The sequence below is a fragment of the Pseudomonas sp. GM80 genome (assembly GCF_000282515.1).
Taxonomy (GTDB): Bacteria; Pseudomonadota; Gammaproteobacteria; order Pseudomonadales; family Pseudomonadaceae; genus Aquipseudomonas.
Window position 1 is genome coordinate 48,701 of sequence record NZ_AKJD01000015.1, and the last position, 17,663, is coordinate 66,363.

The following is a 17,663-nucleotide window of genomic DNA, read 5'->3' on the forward strand; positions in this document are numbered from 1 at the left end:
TTGGCAGAAGACGCCGCGCCTACAACCTGAATACAGCTACGAAATCACCCCCAAGTTGACTAAAAAACGATAACTGAAAAGGGCCTTGTCAGGCCCTTTTGTATTTAAACCAAAATCACTTGGCCAACCAGGACTCGACAGTCGCAGAGCCGTGTTCAGATTTCCAGTCTTTCAACGTTTTGTGATTTCCACCCTTGGTTCCAACAACACGGCCCGCACTTTTAAGGAGTAGCGCCTGAGGTCTCTCACCCGGACAGCCGATATTAATATCTGTTTCCAAGCAACAATAGGCCCCGAGTTGATTCCCTGTGCATGGCCGATGCTCCCTTTCTTATTGATGAGTATCCGCCTCCTCAGCCGGATAAACCTCTCGACTGGCCAAAGTATCACCATCTGCTCTGGCGCTAGCTCCTTGGGACAGCGGTCCATCGATTCGCAGATCGAGTAGCGTCCGCACAGGGTGTCACCCGTCGAATTGTCGTACCTATGAGATTGACCGCAAGCGAAGCAAATCGTTAACTGTATATACGTACAGCTAACCTCTTAAGGCTTGCATCATGAGCATCACCATCCTCGGCCCTCTCGCGTCTGGCGGCATAAAGCTGCCCTTCTATTCATCCAGGGTGCCGGCGGGTTTCCCCTCCCCTGCGGCTGATCACATCGAAAAACACATTTCCCTCGATGAGCTGTTTGATATCCGCGCGCCGCACGTGTACCTGGTGAGAATTGATGGCGATAGCATGCAGGGCGCCGGCATCTATTCAGGGGATCTGGTGGTGGTTGATCGGAGCATCGATGCGGTCAGCGGCGATATTGTCATCGCAGCACTCAATTCCGAGCCCTTCTGCAAGCGTTTGCTTCTGCGCGAGAACGCCGTGATGCTTTTGTCAGAGAATTCAAAATACCCGGCAAGGCATGTCATGGAGGGCGATGAGCTGGTGATCTGGGGTGTGGTGAAATACAGCGTGCGCAATCATGAAAACACTTGAGCCAGTCTTTGCCCTGATTGACTGCAACAGCTTCTATGCGAGCTGCGAGCGAGTGTTCAGACCCGACCTGGCAAAGACACCTATCGTGGTGCTGTCCAACAACGACGGCTGCGTGATCGCGCGCAGCTACGACGCCAAGCCTTTCGTGAAAATGGGCCAGCCGTACTTTCAAATCAAAGATCACCTTCGCCGGCATGGAGTCGTGGCCTTCAGCAGTAACTACGCACTGTACGGCGACATGAGCGAACGCGTCATGACGATCATCGAATCGATGGTGCCAGCGCTCGAGGTCTACAGCATTGACGAGGCGTTTGCCGATCTGACCGGCGTCCCAGGCGATCTATGTGCTTTTGGGCGGCATATGCGTTCCACTCTTTTCAAGCGCACGGGGGTTCCAGTCGGGGTGGGTATTGCCCGCACCAAAACCCTGGCGAAGCTCGCCAACCATACCGCCAAACGGCTGCTGGATATCACCGGCGGTGTGGTCGATCTGTGCGACCCGTTCAAACGCGACTGGACGCTGCGCAACACCGATGTCGGCGAGGTCTGGGGCATCGGCAGGCGCATGAAGGCCCACCTGGAAACGATGGGCATCAAGACCGCCATGGACTTGGCGAAAGCCGATCCGTGGATGCTTCGTCAGAAATTCAGCGTGGTAATCGAAAAGACCGCTCGCGAGCTTGCCGGCACCTCCTGTCTGGAACTGGGTGAAGCTGACCCACCCAAGCAAGAGATTTGCTGTAGCCGGATGTTCGGCACCCGGCTCACGCAGATCGAGCCGATCAAGGAGGCCGTCGCCACCTACACCCAGCGCGCGGCGGAAAAGCTCAGAGCGCAAAACTCGCTGTGCAAGAAGATCCGCGTGAGTATCAGGACAGGCATGTTCAATCCCGAAGAAGCGAAGTACGCGAACGGCGCACTCGTCGAACTCCCCTACCCGACAAACGACGTTCGACTCATGACCAAGGCTGCGACCGAAGCGGTCAATCGCCTCTTCCGACCAGGCTTCAAATACAGCAAAGCGGAAGTTCTGCTGATGGATTTGCGCCAGCCCGGTGAATTCACGGACGACCTGTTTGCACACTCCCAGCCTGTTACGGCGGACAAGGTGATGACCGTGCTGGATGAAATCAATGGTCGTTGGGGAAAGGGAGTTCTTCGCCTCGCCAGCGTGCCGGCGGCGCCTGATTGGGCGATGCGCCGCGAGTTGATGAGTCAGAGCTACACGACGAAGGTTGATCAGCTGTGGACGGTAATGGCCCGGTAAGAGGTCGTTGAAAGTGGACGGCGACCTGCATGAGCGGGGCCATCGTATCGATTGCAAGTCGATAGCACTTTTCACGCTCACCCTACCTCCAATGACATGTGCGTTTCTCCTGACAACCTGGAGGTCTCTATGTCGATACGCAAGATCGTTCTGCTTTCCTGTTTGGGTGTGGCACTCGCTGGGTGCGCAGGCTCGCGCGAGGAGCCCCCTCCCACCACCATGCAAGTCGACCTGCAGAAATACCAGGGCACCTGGTACGAGCAGGCCAGGTTGCCTATGTTCTTCCAGCGCAATTGCCAGCAGTCAGAAGCGCATTACGGTCTGCGTGATGATGGCCGCATTGACGTCACCAATCGTTGCAGGGAACAGGATGGCGAATGGAAAGAGGTAGGCGGAATTGCCGAATCGCAGCAGCCAGGCAAAACAGACAAGCTCTGGGTGCAGTTTGATAACTGGTTCAGCCGCATCGCGCCAGGAATAACCAAAGGCGAGTATTGGGTGCTTTACCACGACCCGGCCTACCAGTTCGCACTGGTCGGCCACCCGAACCGGGAATATCTGTGGGTGCTTTCACGCACCTCTGAAATTAACGGCGTCAACCGTGAACAGCTGGTAAAGATTGCTCAGCAACAGGGGTATGACACCAGCAAACTGATCTGGCGTCCGGCAGACCCGACCAAGCCCTAGTCCACTGGGCACCTTACGCCCGGAGACCTTCGAGGAAATGCACATGCTCAAGAAATGGATACTGCTGCTATGCATTGGCCTGGCAAGCTGCAGCCAAGTGGATGTGCAGACCTACAGCCACGAGACGCCCACGCTCGAGTTGCGCGAATTCTTCGAGGGCCGGGTCGAGGCGTGGGGTATGTTTCAAAAGCGATCAGGCGAGGTCACGAAGCGTTTTCATGTGGTGATCAATGGCCACTCCGAAGGCCGCAGGCTGATCCTCGACGAGTCGTTTACCTACAGCGACGGTACTACGCAAAAACGGGTGTGGACGCTAACCCCTGCTGGCCCAGGCCAATGGCGCGGAACCGCTGGCGACGTGGTGGGCGAGGCGCTTGGCGAGGTGGCAGGCAACGCACTGCGCTGGAAATATGTGCTGAACCTTCCGGTGGATGGCAAGGAGTATGAGGTTCATTTAGATGACTGGATGTACCTGATGGACAAGAACACCCTGATAAATCGCTCGTTCATGAGCAAATTCGGTGTAGAGGTCGGCCAGATCACTTTGTTCTTTCGCAAGCAGCCTTGAGGCCGAGGGTGACTGCTCCATGATGGTACTGCCACGGATGACGCTGTGCGCTTTCAATGAATGCCTCTCTACACCGTCTTCACGTCATCGACCGGCAATGAAGCAACCATTTCTGCCCGGCACACCTCAAGAATTTCATCAGCAAGTGCGGAATCATCCGGGCAGGCACGCGACAGAATAATAGCGCCGACGGCCCGCGACAGCAGGTCGATCATCTTCTTGCGCCCCTCACCCGCCTCGGCCTCCGGCCCTGTCGGGTACTTCTCGCCCAAAGTTTGCAGGGTGTGCTCAATGCCTTGGGCAAATGTCGCTTTCACCTTATCTGACTGGCGCGCCGCGTCGCCGCCCAACGCGGCCATGGTGCAACCGTCACCACGTCCGTCGCGATGCTCTCTGTTCACGTAGACGTTGATGAAGCCCGGGACATCCAGCGCCTGAGCGCCGGTCAGCGATTTGGCCAGACTGCACGCCGAGGCTTCGGCCATTAGGTCGGCCTTCGACCCGAAGTGTTTGTAAAAACCGCCATGGGTAAAACCGGCGGCCGCCATGAGATCGGCCACGCCGACGCCATCAAAGCCGCGCTCACGGAACAGCTCTGAGGCCGTTTCAACGATGTGCTCTCGATTGGCCTGCGCCTGGGCCTTGGTCACTCTCACGTGCAATACCTCGTGTTTGCGGGGAAATCCTGCGCCCGATAATACATAGATGTTGGCCATAATCAAAACCGTTGACAGTTTAGATTTCGATCATCATCCTAATTGCTCGCACCATCGATCTTCATCAACGGCCACGGAAGAAACACCAGATGACCGAGCAAACCCTGTTCTCCCCTTACACGCTGGGCAAACTCACTCTGGCGAACCGCGTCGTTCTCGCGCCGCTGACACGCAACCGCGCCGGTCAAGGTTTCGTCCCCAGCGAATTCGCGGCGACCTATTACAGCCAGCGCGCCAGCGCCGGTTTGCTGATCAGCGAAGCCACGCAAATCTCCCGACAGGGCCAGGGTTACCAGGACACCCCGGGGATCTACACGCCGGCACAGATCGACGGCTGGCGCGGCGTGACCGACGCGGTGCATGCCAAGGGCGGAATAATCTTCCTGCAACTGTGGCATGTCGGCCGCGTCTCGCACGTCGACCTGCAAGAAAACGGCGTCGCCCCGGTGGCCCCTTCTGCGCTGCGCGCCGCCACCAAAGTGTTCGTCAACAACCACTTCGAAGACGTTTCCGAGCCGCGCGCACTGGACATCAGCGAACTGCCGGGCATCGTCAACGATTTCCGCCAGGCGGCGGCCAACGCGATCGCCGCTGGCTTCGATGGCGTGGAAATTCACGGTGCCAACGGCTACCTGCTCGATCAATTCCTCAAGGACAACTCCAATCTGCGCACCGATGCTTACGGCGGCTCGATTGAAAATCGCGCGCGTCTGTTGCTCGACGTGACGGCGGCTGTAGTCAGTGAGATCGGTGCAGACCGCACCGGTGTTCGCCTGTCGCCGGTGTCGCCGGCCAATGGCGTCTCCAGCAGTGATCCGCAGGCGCAATTCGATTACCTCGTCGAACAACTCGACGCCCTCGGCGTGGTTTACCTGCATGTGGTCGAAGGCGCGACCGGCGGTCCGCGTGACGTGGCGCCCTTCAATTTCGCCGCCCTGCGCCAGCGCTTCAAAAACACCTACATCGCCAACAACGGCTATGACCTCGATCTGGCCACCTCACGGCTCGCTGAAGACCAGGCCGACCTGATCGCTTTCGGTCGCCCGTTCATTGGCAATCCGGATCTGGTGGAACGCCTGAAACGTGGCGCGCCGTTGTCCGCGTTCAATCCCGCCACCCTCTATGGCGGCGGCGCGGCAGGCTACATCGACTACCCGACACTGGCTGAATCGAGCGTCAGCGCAAGCTAAGCGCACTCTTTTTCTCACCTCCTCAAAGAGAGATACCCCATGAGCACTCGCCCTACTGTTCTGATCACTGGCGCCTCCACCGGCATTGGCGCCGTCTACGCCGAACGCTTTGCGCAACGCGGCCACGATCTGGTACTGGTCGCCCGCGATCAGGCGCGCCTGGACGCACTGGCCGCACGCTTGCGCGGTGAACATGAGGTCGCGGTCGATGTGATCCCGGCGGACCTGACTCAATCCGGCGACCTGACCGTCGTTGAAAACCGTCTGCGCGACGACGCCCGCATCGGCATCCTCGTCAATAACGCCGGTGCCGCGCTGTCCGGCCATTTCGTCGAGCAAAGCACCGACAAAGTGGCGCAACTGGTCGCCCTCAACACCACCGCGCTGGTGCGACTGGCCAGCGCCGTCGCTCCACGTCTGGTCAAGGCCGGTGACGGTGCGATCATCAACATCGGTTCGGTGGTAGGCCTCGCGCCGGAATTCGGCATGACGGTCTACGGCGCGACCAAGGCCTTTGTGCTGTTTCTGTCCCAGGGTTTAAGTCTGGAATTGTCGCCTCAGGGCGTCTACGTGCAGGCGGTGCTGCCGGCCGCCACGCGCACGGAAATCTGGGATCGCTCCGGCGTCGACATCAACACCCTGAGCGAAATCATGGAAGTGGGCGATCTGGTGGATGCCGCTCTCGTCGGCTTCGATCGTCGCGAGCCCGTGACCATTCCGCCGCTGCACGAAGCGGAGCGCTGGGATGTCCTGCAGGGCGCACGTCTGGGCCTGATCGGGCAAATCCGTCAGTCTGCGGTTGCTCAGCGTTACCAGACGCCAGAGTGATGTTCAGGTAGCGAGCATGTTGGGCGGATTCGCTGCAGGCGCAAGGCGCTGAACCGAATCCGTCCTGCAATCCGGAGTAGTCATGAATTCAGCACAAACAAATCTGCCTTCGGGTTCGCCGACGTCGTTCATCGACGCGGCAAACCAGTCCGTCACCGCCAACGGCGTTCGCTTTGCCTATCGCGACACTGGCCCCGCCACCGGCGTGCCTCTCCTATTGTTCAACCATTGGGGCGCAGTGCTCGACAACTTCGACCCCGCGATCATCGATGGCCTGGCGCAAACCCGACGCGTCATCACCACCGACTATCGCGGCATCGGCGGCTCGGGTGGAACCGCGCCACTGACCGTCGGCGAGATGGCTGACGATGCCATCCAGTTGATCCGCGCGCTGGGGCTGGACACCGTTGATGTGCTCGGCTTCTCCCTCGGCGGTTTCGTCGCTCAGGACATCGCTCTGAAGGCCCCTGAACTGGTGCGGCGGTTGATTCTGACCGGCACCGGGCCAGCCGGCGGCAGCGATATCGACAAGGTTGGCCCGGTGACGTGGCCATTGATCCTCAAAGGCCTGCTGACTCTGCGCGATCCGAAGTTCTATCTGTTTTTCACGTCTACGGCCAACGGCCGTCGATCGGCCTCGCAGTATTTGCAGCGCCTGCAAACTCGCAAAAACAATCGCGATCAAGGCCCGACGCCCCGCGCTTTCCTGCGCCAGTTGAAAGCGATCACCGCGTGGGGCAAGCAGCCGCCGCAAGACCTTGGGCGTTTGCAGTCACCGACGCTGGTCGTCAACGGCGACACCGACATCATGGTGCCCAGCGTCAATTCGTTTGAACTGGCCAAGCGAATCCCCAACGCAGAATTGGTGATTTATCAGGATGCCGGACACGGCGGGATTTTCCAGCATCACCTTGATTTTGTGGCCAAGGCGCAGGCGTTCCTCGATGCCTGACCACGCCCCGGCTACCCTCCCTACAACCGACAAGAGCCGCACCTCGATGAAAGCCTTTCTGATTGATCGCTACGGCAAGCAACCCGGACGCCTCGGCGAAGCGCCAGCCCCTGAAGTGGGAGGCCGCGACGTCTTGATCGAGGTCCATGCCAGCAGTGTCAACGCGCTGGATTCGAAGATCAGCACAGGCGAATTCAAGCTGATCCTGCCCTACTCGTTTCCGCTGATTCTGGGCAACGACCTGGCGGGTGTCGTGGTGACGGTCGGCTCTAAAGTGACACGCTTCAAACCGGGTGACGAGGTGTACGCTCGCCCGCCGGAAGCACGGATCGGCACGTTCGCCGAGAGGATTGCCGTGGACGAGAACGCGATCGCCCTGAAACCGGCCAATACCAGCATGGCGCAAGCCGCGTCCCTGCCCTTGGTGGCACTGACGGCCTGGCAAGTGCTGGTCGACACCGCCCGCCTGCAACAGGGCCAGAAGGTGTTGATTCATGCCGGCTCCGGCGGCGTCGGCAACGTTGCCATCCAGCTTGCCAAACACCTGGGTGCCTTTGTCGCCACAACCACCAGCACCGCGAATGTCGAATGGGTCAAGGCGCTGGGGGCTGACGTGGTCATCGACTACAAAAAGCAGAATTTCGAAGATGTCTTGCACGGCTACGACGTGGTGTTGAACAGCCTTGGCACCGATGTCCTGAAAAAGTCACTCAAGGTCCTCAAGCCCGGCGGCCAGCTGATTTCCATCTCAGGGCCGCCCACTGCGCTATTCGCACAGGAGCAGGGATTATCCTGGCCATTGCGGCAGGTAATGCGTCTGCTGAGCCTCGGCATTCGGCGCAAGACACGCAAGCAGGACATCAGGTACACGTTCGTGTTCATGCGCGCCAACGGCGCCCAACTGCACCAAATCAGCGCGCTGGTTGAGGCCGGCATCATCAATCCGGTGATTGATCGAACGTTTCCCTTTGAATCAACGGCAGAGGCGCTGAAATACGTCGAACAGGGACGAGCCAAAGGCAAGGTCGTGGTTACGATCAAATGACTACCCGCCCATCGATGACTACCGAAGTGCCCGAGCAACTTTTAGCACACCAGCACTCCTCATCCGGACTGAGCGATTCGACTGCAATTGAGTTGCCAAAACAGGTACTGCAGCAAACAGACCTCTCACCTGTTGCACCAACAGTGATCCTATGGCGCAGTTTAATGCTTGAGCAGTAGACGGGTATGGCTAGCTCCGAATATCGCTAACGCCAGTGCGCTATCTGAGATAGGAAAGTATCGGGTGAATGATTCTGGCCGAAAGCGGCCATTTGTGGGCGTCAGCAATTGGCCGGAAGCCGCGGTTCTCGATCGCCAGCGTTCGGCCAAAAGCGGCAAGCGTCTGCTGATCACCCCTTGCTACATTGAGCTTTCAGCTGGCGCTACTTCTCGGATAAAAATCGTTTAATGATCATTGCCACTGCCTCCACCGGAGACGTCAGGGCTGTGTCTATATCAAACGGAGTGTTATCCCATGGCTCATATTCATGATCCAATACAGACTGCCAGGTTGGTGGTGTCAGGCCAGGAATATCAATCTTCCTGGTTTCTACCCGTCGTTGGTGTTCATATTTATCAGAGCAAACCACCTGGATATTCACTAGTGGAGCACCAGAGCGAGCAGCGATCTCGCTCCACGCCTTTCGGCTTTCAACTACAGGGTTAACACAGTCGACTATGACTGTACTACCAAAGCGAAGATTGCTCAGAGCAAGCTCATTAGCGACCATATAACCGCTCCGCCCCACGTCTTGTGCCAGAGCACCGGAATTTCGGATAGCCTGCTCAATCGTATCAATCCGCAGATACACCGCACTTGTTCTGGTGGCAAGGTCACTTGCTATAGTCGTTTTTCCAGTACCGGGAAGGCCGCTGAAGACAATAAGCATTCTATGTCCTTCGATTAGAGAGTTGGCCCAGTCTAGGCCAAAAAGCTGACGTTCAATTTTGCTCAAGCGCCTGCTCCATCATTCAAGGACGACGATAGAGGCTTCACTCATGCCTGCACCACGCAATCTACTGATACAGACCGCAGCGAAATCGGTCCTGTCGCAGCTCGTTGACCCTATAAAACCAGATTTGACCGAGTCTTCAATCGCGAAAATTGCAGCTGATCTGCTGAGGCAATCAGGGTTTCCTGATACCTGGTATTACGATTGTCCGGCATTCGTATTACTCGGATCGCGCAGTTCGATTTCAGTGTCAGGTCGAGACTATCAACCAAGCAGCGAAAAAGTGGGCCTGAATAATCTTGTGACCGTCGACCTCAGCCCCCGCTCAGGAAATGATTGGGGCGATTGCGCACGCTCATTCTATGTCGAGAACGGTGTGTGTCGATCGGTGCCACTCGGTGATGAATTCACCCGAGGGTATGAGGCAGAGCGCAGTCTGCATGCCCTCATGCTTTCATCAGCCAGTGCGGCATCATCCGGGCTGCCGCGTGAAGCCTGCTTAAGCGCATGGACCGGCCAATCGAAGCATTTATCAGCAATAAATCGTTTGTCCCTGACTCACTCATCACTCGGGTCATAACTGTTCACATTGGGCACTTGCAAGTGCAGGCGCCCAAGCAAGTCAACCAACGTGTCGACCTCGGCAGGGGTCAATCCGCTGAGCAGACGCGACTCTCGCTCAAGTGCAACTTTGAGCACGCGGTCATGCAGTTCTTTACCGCTGGCCGTCAATCGTACGGTGTAACGCCGCGCGTCCTTGGGATCAAGTTGGCTGGTGATCCGCCCCGCTGCTTCCAGCGTTTGCAATGAACGACTGACAGCGCTCTTGTCGAGGCCGATGGCCTGGCAGATTCGATTGGCGGTGATGTCGGATTCAACGGCCAGCATTGAAAGCATTCGCCATTCAACCACGCCGATTCCGAAGTGTTTGCGATAGCACTGGGAAGCCCCGGTGGCGAGTTTGTTCGCCAGGAACGTCACCAGGCCAGGTACATAACGCGACAGGTTCAGTTGTGTATCGGTAGCCATCGAGAAAACACCATAGATCGAAGATTTGTAATTTGGTTGACACCGCAACCAATTTATCTGAGGATTCACTCAGCCAAGCATTGCGGTCAATGCGCCGCATGATACGCCGTAGCACAACCTCAAAAAAATAATTACAGGTCTTGCTTATGAATGCTTCCCAACCGTGCCCTTCCGTGGCGCCGATGATTTCCTACCGCCTCTACTTCTTCGCGCCCGGCTGATTCGTCACTCGCTCGCCCCCCTTTTTGCCATTCGTTTTTCAGCAGCCACTTCAATGTGGAGGGAGAAGTCATGCTTCAAGTCAACGTCACCCGCAAAGTCGTTGAGGCCGAGGGTATTTGCAGTTTCGAGTTGTGCGCAGCGGACGGTCGCCCGTTGCCACCGTTCAACGCCGGTGCTCACATCGACATCCATATTGCCGGCGGCCTCACCCGACAATACTCGCTGTGCAATGACTCCCGAGAGCGTCATCGCTACTTGATCAGTGTGCTGAAGGATCCCGCCTCCCGCGGCGGTTCCACCGCGATGCACGACAGCATCTGTCAGGGACAGACACTCAGCATCAGCGAGCCGCGCAACCTTTTCCCACTCGCCGATTCAGCGAAGCGTCACTTGCTGTTCGGCGGCGGCATTGGCATCACACCGATGCTGGCGATGGCCCACGAACTTCATCATCAAGGCGCGGATTTCGAGCTGCATTACAGTTTTCGATCCAGCGAGCGTGCCGCGTTTATCCAATACCTGCGGCAAGCGCCGTTCGCCAGCCACGTGCACTTGCATGACGACAGCGGATCGCCCCAACAGAAACTCGATGCAACCGCCCTCCTCACCGCGCCAGATACCACGACGCACCTTTACGTGTGCGGCCCCGTCGGTTTCATGAATTTCATCCTCGACACCGCGCAGGCCGCTGGCTGGCCGGAAGATCGCGTACACAGAGAGTTCTTCGCCGCCGCACCTGTCGATGCAAGCGCTGATTCGCCGTTCGAAGTTCAGTTGGCGAGCACAGGACAGATTTTTTACATCCCCGCCGATCGAACTGTTTTTGAAGTACTCGATGAGGCCGGAATTGCCATCGAATCATCGTGCGAGCAAGGCGTCTGCGGCACCTGTGTCACGGGCTTGCTCGAAGGCATTGGCGATCACCGTGACCAGTTCATGACGGCTGCTGAACACGCTGCCAATGACCGTTTCACGCCCTGCTGCTCACGTGCCAAATCGCCCCGCCTGGTATTGGATCTTTGACCTGAACCGAGCATCGACCGCTCGCCGGAGAACATCATGACTATCGCTGCCCAACCTCTTGCACACGAAATTGCCCCGGTCACCGTGCCAAGTTTCCCGCTCGATCAATGGTACGTTGCAGCCTTGAGCCGGGAACTGAAAGACCAACCTCTTGGCCGCACGTTACTGAATAAACCGGTGGTGCTTTTCCGCACGGCAGATAACCAGGTCGCCGCGCTGGAAGACCGCTGCTGCCATCGTGCACTGCCGCTGTCCGGCGGCACGGTGGAGGAACGTGGATTGCGCTGCGGTTATCACGGACTGCTATTCAATGAAGGCGGTAAATGCATCGAAATTCCGGGCCAGGACAAGATCCCGAGCAAAGCCAAAGTCCCTGCCTACCCCGTCCGGGAGCAGGATCAGATCATCTGGATCTGGTTTGGCAGCGCTGAGCATCCCGAGCCGACATTCGCGCCACCGGTCTACGACGTACACAGCAGCGGTAAGTACCTGTTCGACGGTGATGTCTACCACTACGACGCGCCCTATCAACTCATCCACGACAACCTGATGGATCTCAGTCATCTTGGCTATGTCCATCTGCACACCATTGGCGGCAACGCCAGCATTCACATGAACGCGAAGATGAGCGTGGACGGTGATGACTCGATGGTTCGTGTGGTTCGTCATATGCCCAATTCCGTCCCGCCGCCGACCTACACCGCGGCCTACCCGTTCAAAGGCAACATCGACCGCTGGCAGGAGATCGAATTTCACTTCAATCACCTGCGCATCTGGACCGGCGCGATAGACGCGGGCACGGACGATCTGCATAACCCGGATCGAGGTGGTTTCCACATGCGAGGTTTTCACGGTGTAACGCCGGAAACCGACACCACAAGCCACTATTTCTGGACCATGGCGACCAACCCTGAACATGATCCTGAATCGGTCAAAGCCAAAGTGATCGAACAGACGAAACTGACGTTTGATGAAGACAAAGTGGTGATCGAAGCGCAGTACCAGAACATGTGCCGGTTCGGTACGCGCCCGATGATTGATATCCACGTCGACGTCGGTGCCAATCGTGCCCGCAGAATCATCGAGCGACTGCGCAATCCGACAAGTTGATGGCCGCAACACAGTGGCGGCGGCAAACGCCGTCCACTGTGTTCAAAGCCTCTGCCGTGCTAGTGCGGCGCAAACGCTACGCCGACCCGCTCGGCATATTTGAGCCATGCGGCTTTGAGCCGCTCGACCGTCTGCGGCTGAGCCGCCGCCAGGTCATGGGTTTCACCACGATCCTGGGCAACATCAAACAACTGCCATTGCGGCGGCTGCGTGTTATCGCCGAAACCTGCTGGCGGGCGCATACCCAACAATTTGAGGTTGCCCTCACGATAATAAGCATTGCCGAACAACTCTCCGGCCAGACTCTCAGCGTCGTGAGGGCTGCCCTTGCCTTCGAGCATTGGCAGGATGGATCGGCCGGTGATCGGTTGTTTGTCAGCTTCGCTCGGCAAAGCGATGCCCGCCAAATCAAGGAATGTCGGCGCCAGATCATCCACCCGCGCCACGCCCCTTTCTACGCCCTGACGACGCAGTGTCTTAGGCAGTTGAATGATCGCCGGCACACTGATTCCGCCTTCGGCCGTGGTGCCCTTGAACAAGTGGAAAGGCGCGGCACTGACCTCCGCCCAGCGCAAACCATAATCGATCTGCGAGCCGCGCTGGCCCAGGTTGGCCAGGCTGTTATCGGTGTTCGCGCCGGGTGGATAGAACTGCGCATGGTTTTCCGCTGCCGCGCCGTTGTCGGACATGAACACGATCAGCGTGTTGTCGTACTGGCCGCTTTGGCGCAGGTAGTCGATGACCCGGCCAATGTTGTGATCGAGGTTGTCGACCATTGCCGCGTAGATCTCCATTTTCCGCGCTTCGATTTTCTGCTGCTCGGCCGTGAGTTGCTGCCAACCGGGCAGCCGTGGGTTCACAGGTAAGGGTTGCGCTGGCTGAAAGTCCTTGTCCACCAGGCCGAGCTTTTTCAGCCGCTCAATGCGCGACGAGCGCACGGTGTCGTAGCCTTGATCGAAACGGCCGCGGTATTTGTCGAGGTATTCCTTGGGCGCTTGCAATGGCCAGTGCGGTGACGTGTAGGCGGCATAGGCAAAAAAAGGTTTGCCTTGGCGTTGGGTGTTTTGCAGGTAGCCAATCAGCTTGTCGGTGTAAAAGTCTGTGGAGTAGAACGTCTCGGGAACCTCTACCGACTGGCCGTTTTCACGGTAATGCACTTGCTCCAACGGCGTCGGTGCAACGCTGGCGGGTTTGAAGTGCGTCGCCCCGCCTTCCAGCAACGTGAACGACTGTTCGAAACCACGCCGATCCGGGCCTTGATCGGCTTCCAGACCCAAGTGCCATTTGCCGACCATCAGCGTGTTGTATCCGCCCGCTTTGAGCAGTTCGGCAACCGAGTAGGCGCGCCCGTTCAGATACCCTTCATACCCCGGTTTACCCCGTTGAAACGGTTGCAATGCTTCGGCCATGGTGCCCAGCCCGACAAGGTGATTGTCAGTGCCGGACAGCAACATCGAGCGGGTGATGGAACAGGTCGGCGCCGCGTACATGCTGGTAAATTGCACGCCCTGTTGGGCCAGTTCATCCAGTCTGGGCGTGTGAATCTCGCCGCCATAGCTGCCCAGATCCGAGTAGCCGAGATCGTCCGCTACAATCAGCAGGATATTCGGTTGGCTGGCCGCCATGGCCATGCTGCTGCCCATCGTCAGGGCGCAAAAAAGTGCCGTCAGCGGTAATCGCGATAGAGCCATCGGTGTTCTCTTATTGTTGTGGAAGGAGTGTCCGGAACTCACTCTTCGAAAATAGCCACCGCACGCACAAACCCTGCAGACGCATGCCGGATCTTGTAGGGAAAGCACGACACGGTGAAACCGCTCGCTGGCAGGGATTCGAGGTTGGCCAGTTTTTCCATTTGTCCGTAGCCGATATCGCGCCCGGCCTTATGCCCTTCCCAGATGATCGAGGCATCGCCGCTGGCGGCAAAACGTTCACGGGTGTATTTGAACGGCGCGTCCCAGCTCCAGGCATCCGTGCCGACCACGCGCACGCCGCGTTCCAGCAGATACATCGTCGCTTCGCGCCCCATGCCGATGCCGGCATCGAGATACCCAGGCTGGCCAAACAACGCCCCGGCGCGTGTGTTGATCAGCACGATATCCAGCGGCTGCAACGCGTACTCAATACGCGCCAGTTCCGCTTCAACCTCTTCTGCCGTCACCACGTGACCGTCGGGCAAATGGCGAAAATCCAGTTTGACCCCCGGCTGCAAGCACCAGTCCAGCGGCAACTCATCGATGCCAAATGCCGGTTCGCCGCCATCGGTGGTCGAGGCGTAATGCCACGGCGCATCCATGTGCGTGCCGCTGTGGGTGGTGATCTGCAGGCGCTCGGCGGCCCACGATTCATTGCCGGGCATCTGCTCAAGCTGCAAACCTGGAAACATCGCCGCCATCTCGGGCCAGCCTTGCTGGTGATCCATGTAATCGATTTTCGGCAACAGCGGCGGCGGGTCTGTGTAAGGGTTGTTGTCGAGGGTCACCGAAAGATCGACCAGACGACGTTTACGCTGGATGGGCTGTGACATGAGGCGTGTCTCCGTTCAACGGCAGATGCCGATAAGGGGCTGGGTTGAGGGCGTTGCGAATAAGTGTGGCGACGCTGCCGTCATGGCTGAAGCCGGCAGCGCGCGCCTGCGGGGTTTTCAAGGGCGGCATGCGCCCGAACAGGGTTTCGAGTTCAAGATCAGCGGCGAAACTGATCAGCCCACGGCGTTGCTCGCCGTAAGTTGCCGCCAGCGCATCGATGACTTGGGCGATGGACAAATGCAGCACCGGCAGTTGCCAGACCCGCTGTTGCGCGGCGGCGTCGTCCAGTTCGGCGGCGTGGATCAGGTTGTTCACGCAACAGCGTGCCGACATCCACCACGCTGTTGCTTGCGGCGACACCGGGCAGCAATATTCAGCGCCCTCGGCAAAGGCACGCATCAAGTCGCTCATGAAAGCCGAGCGCAAGCCGTTGGGTTCGCGCGGTCGCGCGACAATGCCCGGCAGGCGCACCGCGCGGCCATCGACTTCAGCGCGCCGACCCAAATCGATCAGCGCACGCTCGACCATCATCTTGTGTGTGCCGTACGACAGTTGCGGATGCAGTTCAGCCTGCTCGTTCATCTTCGCCGGCAGATCCGCGCCGTACACCGCGACGCTGCTGGCATACACCAGCACCGGTGGACGTGCCTTGTTGCGCAGTTGATCGAGCAGTTCGAGGCTGGCCAGCAGATTGACCTGATAACCCGATTCGTAATGCGCCTCCGCTGCTCCGCCGGGGACGCTGACCAAGTGAAACACCACATCGATGCCATCGGCCAGGACCCGGCGCATCAACGCCGCATCCGTCACGCTGCCGCTGTGCCGACGCAGGCGCGGATCGTCTGGCAGGCCTTGGACGTCAGTGTCGAGCACCAGCAACGAACGAATGACTTGCCCGCGCAAACTGCCGCGCGCGAGCAGACAACGCAGCAGTTCGCGGCCGACAAAGCCATTGGCTCCGGTAATCAGTACACGCATGGGCGTTCCTTAGCCGTTGGCTTTGACGACGCGTTGATCGATCGCACCAAAGAGTGACTGACCATCGCTGCCGGTGACGTCCATGCGCACACGATCACCGAAACGCATAAATCCTGTCACCGGCGCGCCGTGCTCGATCATCTCAATAGCCCGACGTTCGGCGATGCACGCCGAGCCGACGTTGCGCTCGGCGTTCGACACCGTGCCGGAACCGATCAGGGTTCCGGCGCGCAAGCGCCGGGTCAGGGCCGCGTGGGCGATCAACTCACCAAAATGAAAGTTCATCTGCGCGCCGTGCGGCTGGCCAAACCACTCGCCGTTCCACTGCACTTGCAGGGGCAAATTGACGCGACCGTCTCGCCAGGCTTCGCCGAGTTCATCCGGGGTGATCGCCAGCGGGGCAAAACTGGAGGACGGTTTGGCTTGCAGGAAACCGAACCCGGTGCGCATTTCCCGCGGTGCCAGCGCACGCAGGCTGACATCATTGATCTGCAGAATCAGCTTGATGTGCTGCAACGCGCTTTCGGCCGAACAGCCCAGCGGCACATCATCGACCAGCACGACAAATTCGCCTTCGAAATCGATGCCCTGGCTTTCGCTCGGCAGTTCGATGTCATCGTGTGCGCCGATGAAGTCATCACCGGCGCCTTGGTACATCAACGGCGTACGGTCAGCGCCTTCAATCGGGTCGAGGTTGAACGCCTTCTGCATCAGCGCGCCGTGACTGAGAAACGCCGAACCGTCACACCATTGATAAGCACGCGGCAACGGTGCCATTGCCTGCGCGGGGTCGAAGGCAAAGGCCTCGCGGCAATCGTGGTTTTCAAGCTCACGCGCCAGGGCCTGCAAACGCGGCTCGGCTTCAGCCCAGTTTTCGATGGCTTGCTGCAAGGTCGGCGCTACCAAACGGGCGTCGATAGCCCGGGCCATGTCGCGCGAAACCACCACCAATTGGCCGTCACGGCTAGCGTTTTTCAGGGTTGCGAGCTTCATGCCGTTTCTCCCGGGCAGTCTTGCAGTTCAGCGGCGAAACGCCCGTCCAGCAGGATAAACACCATGCGCGCCATGGCCTCGGTGCGGTTGCTCCACGCGTGATTCGTGCCGCGTTGAACCACCACGTCGCCGCGCTTGAGGTGGACTTCTGTCTCGTCGAGCACCAGCCAGACTTCGCCTTCGGTGACGATGCCGTAATCGAGGGTTTCGGTGCGGTGCATCAGTTTGTGCCGCGAGTTCGCCTGGCCGGTGCCGGCATGCGCCTGGCCAATCTCGGCAAATGCGGCTGCTGCATCGGCAGCGCTGACCTGGTTCTGCACGCTGTCTGGCGGAATGTCGACGACGCGAATCACACTGCCCTGCGGGCCGGGGCTCAGCTGTAAGGGTTTGCTGGTTGGATCATCGGCATTGTCGAGCAGTGCCGGACTGCCGCTGCTGTTCCATATTTCATGAAACACCGTGCCTGGCACCGCTTGCAGTGCGAAGACGTTGGCGGTTGCGCCGAGACTGGCGATGACCGCGCGGCCGTGGGCATCATGCCCGGTGACCACGCGTTTGAAAGGGGGAAGCGCTTGCATGGAAAATCCTC

At 58.7% G+C, this 17,663-nt stretch carries 19 protein-coding genes and 1 pseudogene; 11 read left to right on the forward strand and 9 right to left on the reverse strand.

Features of this window, described 5'->3' with window-relative positions; genetic code table 11:
* Nucleotides 1-115: 115 nt before the first annotated feature.
* Nucleotides 116-214, reverse strand: a pseudogene (locus PMI37_RS32150) (transcriptional regulator); the annotation flags it as partial.
* 343 nt (nucleotides 215-557) lie between these two features.
* Between PMI37_RS32150 and PMI37_RS01870 the strand changes: the two are divergent.
* The 4 genes from PMI37_RS01870 to PMI37_RS01885 all read left to right on the forward strand — a co-directional run bounded on the left by PMI37_RS01870 (nucleotide 558) and on the right by PMI37_RS01885 (nucleotide 3,511).
* Nucleotides 558-989 carry a LexA family protein gene (locus tag PMI37_RS01870; protein WP_008077459.1) on the forward strand — a complete coding sequence of 144 codons (432 nt, stop codon included), beginning with the start codon at nucleotides 558-560 and terminating at the stop codon, nucleotides 987-989.
* Nucleotides 976-2,256, forward strand: a complete 1,281-nt coding sequence (umuC, locus tag PMI37_RS01875; protein WP_008077460.1) for a translesion error-prone DNA polymerase V subunit UmuC — start codon at nucleotides 976-978, stop codon at nucleotides 2,254-2,256. The genes PMI37_RS01870 and umuC overlap by 14 nt, the downstream gene beginning before the upstream one ends.
* Before the next feature lie 129 nt (nucleotides 2,257-2,385).
* The gene (locus PMI37_RS01880) at nucleotides 2,386-2,943 is read left to right on the forward strand and encodes a lipocalin family protein (RefSeq protein WP_008077462.1); all 558 of its coding nucleotides are present in this window, start codon (nucleotides 2,386-2,388) and stop codon (nucleotides 2,941-2,943) included.
* 43 nt (nucleotides 2,944-2,986) lie between these two features.
* Nucleotides 2,987-3,511: a DUF3833 domain-containing protein gene (locus PMI37_RS01885; protein WP_008077464.1), complete on the forward strand. Its 525-nt coding sequence runs from the start codon at nucleotides 2,987-2,989 to the stop codon at nucleotides 3,509-3,511.
* Between the two features lie 68 nt (nucleotides 3,512-3,579).
* Here PMI37_RS01885 and PMI37_RS01890 read toward each other — a convergent pair whose 3' ends face one another.
* Nucleotides 3,580-4,167 carry a TetR/AcrR family transcriptional regulator gene (locus PMI37_RS01890; protein ID WP_045122935.1) on the reverse strand — a complete coding sequence of 196 codons (588 nt, stop codon included), beginning with the start codon at nucleotides 4,165-4,167 and terminating at the stop codon, nucleotides 3,580-3,582.
* A gap of 149 nt (nucleotides 4,168-4,316) precedes the next feature.
* Between PMI37_RS01890 and PMI37_RS01895 the strand changes: the two genes are divergently transcribed.
* The 4 genes from PMI37_RS01895 to PMI37_RS01910 all read left to right on the forward strand — a co-directional run bounded on the left by PMI37_RS01895 (nucleotide 4,317) and on the right by PMI37_RS01910 (nucleotide 8,242).
* Complete coding sequence (locus PMI37_RS01895) at nucleotides 4,317-5,417, forward strand: alkene reductase (RefSeq protein WP_008077480.1); 1,101 nt, start codon at nucleotides 4,317-4,319, stop codon at nucleotides 5,415-5,417.
* Between the two features lie 39 nt (nucleotides 5,418-5,456).
* Nucleotides 5,457-6,245 (forward strand): SDR family NAD(P)-dependent oxidoreductase, encoded by a 789-nt coding sequence (locus PMI37_RS01900; protein WP_008077482.1) that lies wholly within the window; start codon nucleotides 5,457-5,459, stop codon nucleotides 6,243-6,245.
* Nucleotides 6,246-6,327: 82 nt separating this feature from the next.
* Nucleotides 6,328-7,197 carry an alpha/beta fold hydrolase gene (locus PMI37_RS01905; RefSeq protein ID WP_008077483.1) on the forward strand — a complete coding sequence of 290 codons (870 nt, stop codon included), beginning with the start codon at nucleotides 6,328-6,330 and terminating at the stop codon, nucleotides 7,195-7,197.
* Nucleotides 7,198-7,243: 46 nt separating this feature from the next.
* The gene (locus PMI37_RS01910; RefSeq protein WP_045122926.1) at nucleotides 7,244-8,242 is read left to right on the forward strand and encodes an NADP-dependent oxidoreductase; all 999 of its coding nucleotides are present in this window, start codon (nucleotides 7,244-7,246) and stop codon (nucleotides 8,240-8,242) included.
* 382 nt (nucleotides 8,243-8,624) lie between these two features.
* Here PMI37_RS01910 and PMI37_RS01915 read toward each other — a convergent pair whose 3' ends face one another.
* Complete coding sequence (locus PMI37_RS01915; RefSeq protein WP_045122927.1) at nucleotides 8,625-9,131, reverse strand: AAA family ATPase; 507 nt, start codon at nucleotides 9,129-9,131, stop codon at nucleotides 8,625-8,627.
* 109 nt (nucleotides 9,132-9,240) lie between these two features.
* On the opposite strand from PMI37_RS01915, the gene PMI37_RS31760 reads away from it, so the two are divergent.
* Nucleotides 9,241-9,774, forward strand: a complete 534-nt coding sequence (locus PMI37_RS31760; protein WP_157173057.1) for a hypothetical protein — start codon at nucleotides 9,241-9,243, stop codon at nucleotides 9,772-9,774.
* On the opposite strand, the gene PMI37_RS01920 is transcribed toward PMI37_RS31760, so the two are convergent.
* Nucleotides 9,753-10,223: a MarR family winged helix-turn-helix transcriptional regulator gene (locus tag PMI37_RS01920; RefSeq protein WP_008077486.1), complete on the reverse strand. Its 471-nt coding sequence runs from the start codon at nucleotides 10,221-10,223 to the stop codon at nucleotides 9,753-9,755. The two genes, PMI37_RS31760 and PMI37_RS01920, sit on opposite strands and share 22 nt — an antisense overlap.
* Nucleotides 10,224-10,514: 291 nt before the next feature.
* Between PMI37_RS01920 and PMI37_RS01925 the strand changes: the two genes are divergently transcribed.
* Together PMI37_RS01925 and PMI37_RS01930 are read left to right on the forward strand one after the other, a co-directional pair.
* Entirely contained in the window at nucleotides 10,515-11,468 is a 954-nt protein-coding gene (locus PMI37_RS01925) for a PDR/VanB family oxidoreductase (protein ID WP_008077487.1), read from the forward strand.
* 36 nt (nucleotides 11,469-11,504) lie between these two features.
* Nucleotides 11,505-12,578, forward strand: coding sequence for an aromatic ring-hydroxylating dioxygenase subunit alpha (locus PMI37_RS01930; RefSeq protein WP_008077488.1), 1,074 nt, complete (start codon nucleotides 11,505-11,507; stop codon nucleotides 12,576-12,578).
* A gap of 59 nt (nucleotides 12,579-12,637) precedes the next feature.
* Here the strand turns inward: PMI37_RS01930 and PMI37_RS01935 are convergent, their stop codons facing one another.
* Genes PMI37_RS01935 through PMI37_RS01955 form a run of 5 tightly spaced genes read right to left on the reverse strand, consistent with a single transcriptional unit; the run spans nucleotide 12,638 to nucleotide 17,652 of the window.
* On the reverse strand, nucleotides 12,638-14,269 hold the full coding sequence (locus tag PMI37_RS01935) for an arylsulfatase (protein ID WP_008077489.1): 1,632 nt from the start codon (nucleotides 14,267-14,269) through the stop codon (nucleotides 12,638-12,640).
* A gap of 38 nt (nucleotides 14,270-14,307) precedes the next feature.
* The gene (locus PMI37_RS01940) at nucleotides 14,308-15,102 is read right to left on the reverse strand and encodes a cyclase family protein (protein ID WP_008077490.1); all 795 of its coding nucleotides are present in this window, start codon (nucleotides 15,100-15,102) and stop codon (nucleotides 14,308-14,310) included.
* The gene (locus tag PMI37_RS01945; protein WP_008077493.1) at nucleotides 15,080-16,081 is read right to left on the reverse strand and encodes an NAD-dependent epimerase/dehydratase family protein; all 1,002 of its coding nucleotides are present in this window, start codon (nucleotides 16,079-16,081) and stop codon (nucleotides 15,080-15,082) included. Before PMI37_RS01945 ends, PMI37_RS01940 begins: the two co-directional genes overlap by 23 nt.
* 9 nt (nucleotides 16,082-16,090) lie before the next feature.
* Entirely contained in the window at nucleotides 16,091-17,074 is a 984-nt protein-coding gene (locus PMI37_RS01950; RefSeq protein WP_008077495.1) for a fumarylacetoacetate hydrolase family protein, read from the reverse strand.
* Nucleotides 17,071-17,652, reverse strand: a complete 582-nt coding sequence (locus PMI37_RS01955; protein ID WP_008077497.1) for a cupin domain-containing protein — start codon at nucleotides 17,650-17,652, stop codon at nucleotides 17,071-17,073. The genes PMI37_RS01950 and PMI37_RS01955 overlap by 4 nt, the downstream gene beginning before the upstream one ends.
* Between the last annotated feature and the right edge of the window lie 11 nt (nucleotides 17,653-17,663).

Bases quoted from the DNA above. Each gene is read 5' to 3' on its own strand.
- PMI37_RS01940 (WP_008077490.1), bottom strand. From the start codon at position 15,102: ATGTCACAGCCCATCCAGCGTAAACGTCGTCTGGTCGATCTTTCGGTG.
- PMI37_RS01930 (WP_008077488.1), top strand. From the start codon at position 11,505: ATGACTATCGCTGCCCAACCTCTTGCACACGAAATTGCCCCGGTCACC.
- PMI37_RS01955 (WP_008077497.1), bottom strand. From the start codon at position 17,652: ATGCAAGCGCTTCCCCCTTTCAAACGCGTGGTCACCGGGCATGATGCC.
- PMI37_RS01910 (WP_045122926.1), top strand. From the start codon at position 7,244: ATGAAAGCCTTTCTGATTGATCGCTACGGCAAGCAACCCGGACGCCTC.
- PMI37_RS01905 (WP_008077483.1), top strand. From the start codon at position 6,328: ATGAATTCAGCACAAACAAATCTGCCTTCGGGTTCGCCGACGTCGTTC.
- PMI37_RS01915 (WP_045122927.1), bottom strand. From the start codon at position 9,131: ATGCTTATTGTCTTCAGCGGCCTTCCCGGTACTGGAAAAACGACTATA.
- PMI37_RS01880 (WP_008077462.1), top strand. From the start codon at position 2,386: ATGTCGATACGCAAGATCGTTCTGCTTTCCTGTTTGGGTGTGGCACTC.
- PMI37_RS01895 (WP_008077480.1), top strand. From the start codon at position 4,317: ATGACCGAGCAAACCCTGTTCTCCCCTTACACGCTGGGCAAACTCACT.
- PMI37_RS01945 (WP_008077493.1), bottom strand. From the start codon at position 16,081: ATGCGTGTACTGATTACCGGAGCCAATGGCTTTGTCGGCCGCGAACTG.
- PMI37_RS01950 (WP_008077495.1), bottom strand. From the start codon at position 17,074: ATGAAGCTCGCAACCCTGAAAAACGCTAGCCGTGACGGCCAATTGGTG.
- PMI37_RS01920 (WP_008077486.1), bottom strand. From the start codon at position 10,223: ATGGCTACCGATACACAACTGAACCTGTCGCGTTATGTACCTGGCCTG.
- PMI37_RS01900 (WP_008077482.1), top strand. From the start codon at position 5,457: ATGAGCACTCGCCCTACTGTTCTGATCACTGGCGCCTCCACCGGCATT.
- umuC (WP_008077460.1), top strand. From the start codon at position 976: ATGAAAACACTTGAGCCAGTCTTTGCCCTGATTGACTGCAACAGCTTC.
- PMI37_RS31760 (WP_157173057.1), top strand. From the start codon at position 9,241: ATGCCTGCACCACGCAATCTACTGATACAGACCGCAGCGAAATCGGTC.
- PMI37_RS01925 (WP_008077487.1), top strand. From the start codon at position 10,515: ATGCTTCAAGTCAACGTCACCCGCAAAGTCGTTGAGGCCGAGGGTATT.
- PMI37_RS01870 (WP_008077459.1), top strand. From the start codon at position 558: ATGAGCATCACCATCCTCGGCCCTCTCGCGTCTGGCGGCATAAAGCTG.
- PMI37_RS01935 (WP_008077489.1), bottom strand. From the start codon at position 14,269: ATGGCTCTATCGCGATTACCGCTGACGGCACTTTTTTGCGCCCTGACG.
- PMI37_RS01885 (WP_008077464.1), top strand. From the start codon at position 2,987: ATGCTCAAGAAATGGATACTGCTGCTATGCATTGGCCTGGCAAGCTGC.